Here is a 2,937-nt window from a genome sequence, read left to right as displayed (position 1 = left end):
GAAAGGCCACCTGAGCACCGGTTTTTCCGCTACGGGTATCTTCAAAACCCTGCTTCCACGCAGCTAATGCTTGTGTTATGGGCATACTGCTTTGCCTGCCCGCATTGTCGATCACCAGCACCGCATCCTGATGATACAGCGCAGCATAGCCTTCAAAATCTCCCGTTTGCACCGTTTGCGAAAGCCGATCCCAAAAGGCATTTAAAGCGGCCACGCGACCGGTATCTAAAGTAGCTTGTACACGTATTGGGGTTGCCCCTTCATAATCCCGGGCATGCGTTGGAGTGAGACTGAATACAAGTAAAAACGGTAGCAGGAACAGTGGTGATTTCATAATGTAGCTTTTAGTGGCACCGCCAAAGGGTTCGATCCCCTGTCCCGATAGCTTACGGGTTGCCACGAAATTAAAATCAGGTTTCAAATCACTACCTCAGAAGCCTGCCTTTGCCGGCAAACAGGCTTAGGCCGAGGAAGTCTGCTACAAGATACTCAAATCCCTTCAATTCCTACGGTCTTGCCGCGGCTAACCAAAATTTATTAAGATCCTGAGTCTTTTAAAAGTTTGGCTTGAACCTTTGTTTCCGAAACATCCTAAAAAGCTTTCTAGACAAAACGTGTATTTAAGGTGTGTTTGAGCAGGTTTAGTCGGCCTTTAAGCATAGATTATCCGTTAATTAAGCATTGTTTGCCCATAAACACTGGGGTTTAATGGTAAAACAACGGATAAACTATGAATGAACAATGGTTGAAGCCCTATTCAAACCCGAAGTTTTAAAGATCATTTATGCAAAAAAACACAACGTATGGAGTTGCAAAAGACACTGTTTTTCAATAGCTTAACTCTAAAAAAGAGATGTATACCATAAAGCTAGACCGCATAAGACATAAAAATGCCTCGCAAATTGCGGTGTATTTTGACTATGATGTTTCGGTAAAAGAGCATGTCAAGACCTTTAAAGACACGCATTGGAGTCAAACCCATAGGTGCTTTTATTTTGAGGACAGCAGCAGTAAGCTTCGTCAATTTTTTAAACACATTCAGCAGAAATCCTGGTATCTGGATTATGAAGCCTTACGAAAAGCTCCAAAGCAACCTCAAGTCGTGCAAACTTCTGCTGAACGTTTACTCCGTAATACCACAGACTTAAAGCAGCAGTATCAACAACTGCCACAAAGCCACAAGGCTCTTTTAAAGCGCTATGTTCACTATTTAAAAGGACAACGTTTAAGTGAACAAACCCTAAAAGTGTATGGTAATTTTACAGTTCAGTTTTTGAACCACTACAAAAACAAGCCTATAGAAAACCTGAACGTGCGTGCGTTTAGAGCCTTTATAGAAGAGGTTATTGCCTTTAGAAGGTACAGCATAAGCAGTCATAGGCAATGCATAAGTGCGCTGAAACATTTAAGTGTACTCCTAGAATTTCCGAAAGCTGATTTTGATAGTTTACAGCGCCCTAAGAAAGACAAAAAACTGCCCGTCGTATTGAGCCGGAAAGAGGTGATCGATTTATTGCGTGCTACACCAAATCTAAAACATCGCACTATTTTGGCACTGCTGTATAGCGCAGGTTTGCGTATAGGCGAACTACTGGCATTACGCTGTGATGCTATAGATCTTGACCGCATGCAAGTGCACATAAAAAAAGGAAAAGGCCGCAAAGACCGTACGGTAAAACTTGCACAGGCCGTAGTACCCCTTTTACTGAATTATATGGAAAGTTATGCACCTACCCACTATTTGATCCCTGGACGTGATGGGCAAGGCTACAGTGCAGGCGCTATACGCACCTTTTTGAAAAAAAGCTGTACACGTGCAGGGATTAAAAAAGCGGTAACACCTCATACATTACGCCACAGTTATGCTACGCATATGATGGATCACGGGGTAGCCTTGCGGCATATCCAAGAACTTCTAGGACACGCCAAACCCGAAACTACGATGCTCTATACACACGTCTCGCAACAAGATTTGTTTGAAGTAGCAAACCCCCTAGATGTCACGATATCGCAAATAACAAAAAACGCAAAAGAGCAACAAAAAGTGTTGATATCCCGACAGGGACTCTGATAATCAACTATATTTGTGTTGATATAACAAGTTACCAAAAATATGAAACAAAAATCATAGGCTTGAGTTTTTTAATATGTTTTCAAACCTACAAATATTTATTCCTTTTAAGTTCTAGATTTTTAAACTGGAAAATCTCTAAATAAAACTCTTGAAAATAAATTTGTGAAAAGTTGCTGCGGTTCTCAATTGAAAAAAATAGCTGAACGCAAAAAAATTAAAACAAAACGTGCTCACTCCTACTCCAAAAAATTAAAAAAATCCTGATGGCTGATCTGGACGCAAAAATGAAAACACAAAAAAAATAAAACGGATAAACTGAACATTCTTACTCTTGCTCAATTAATTTAAAAAATCTTTACGGCTGATCTGAACGTAAAAAAGTTTTATTCAAGTTTATTTTTCAGAAAGTGATCTTAAACAAAACCGAAAAGCCAATTTTTAAAAGGAAAATACTTTTGGTAACAATGTATATCTTCAATTGCGGCTATGTGTCCTGCGGACACAGACGCTGGCGCGTCGAAGTCATTTCTTTTTATTATCTTTATTTCCTAAATTCCCACAACTGAAAGATATACGGGACCGTTGGCAGTAATGTGGAAAAACGAGATAAATTGAAAAAAGTATAAATATGGACAGAAAAGAATTTTTAAGAAACACGGCAATTTTAGGTGGAGCGACAATCCTACCAATGAACAACGTTTTTTCACAAAATGTAACGGAAAACGGAATTGACAGATTAGTGGACAGTAATGGAAATTTCATTCAAAAATCACTTCCATACAATAAAACTTTTTTGGAGCCACATATGGATGAAGAAACCTTACATCTGCACTTTGAATTTCATCACGGTGGAGCAGTAAAAG

At 39.5% G+C, this 2,937-nt stretch carries 2 protein-coding genes and 1 pseudogene; 2 read left to right on the top strand and 1 reads right to left on the bottom strand.

Annotation, left to right across the window (positions count from 1 at the left end; genetic code table 11):
* Positions 1 to 334: hypothetical protein (locus WA338_RS18700; protein ID WP_336094536.1), on the bottom strand; the 334-nt coding region annotated here is incomplete at its 3' end.
* A 519-nt stretch (positions 335 to 853) separates the two neighbouring features.
* Here WA338_RS18700 and WA338_RS18695 point away from each other — a divergent pair.
* Positions 854 to 2,071, top strand: coding sequence for a tyrosine-type recombinase/integrase (locus tag WA338_RS18695; protein ID WP_272985928.1), 1,218 nt, complete (start codon positions 854 to 856; stop codon positions 2,069 to 2,071).
* 631 nt (positions 2,072 to 2,702) lie between these two features.
* Positions 2,703 to 2,937: pseudogene (locus WA338_RS18690) on the top strand (superoxide dismutase); the annotation flags it as partial.

This window comes from Leeuwenhoekiella sp. CH_XMU1409-2 (assembly GCF_037029365.1).
GTDB lineage: Bacteria > Bacteroidota > Bacteroidia > Flavobacteriales > Flavobacteriaceae > Leeuwenhoekiella > Leeuwenhoekiella blandensis.
This window is presented reverse-complemented; position numbering and strand designations above follow the sequence as displayed.

Excerpts from the sequence above, each read along its gene's own strand:
- WA338_RS18695 (WP_272985928.1), top strand. The coding sequence starts at position 854 with ATGTATACCATAAAGCTAGACCGCATAAGACATAAAAATGCCTCGCAA.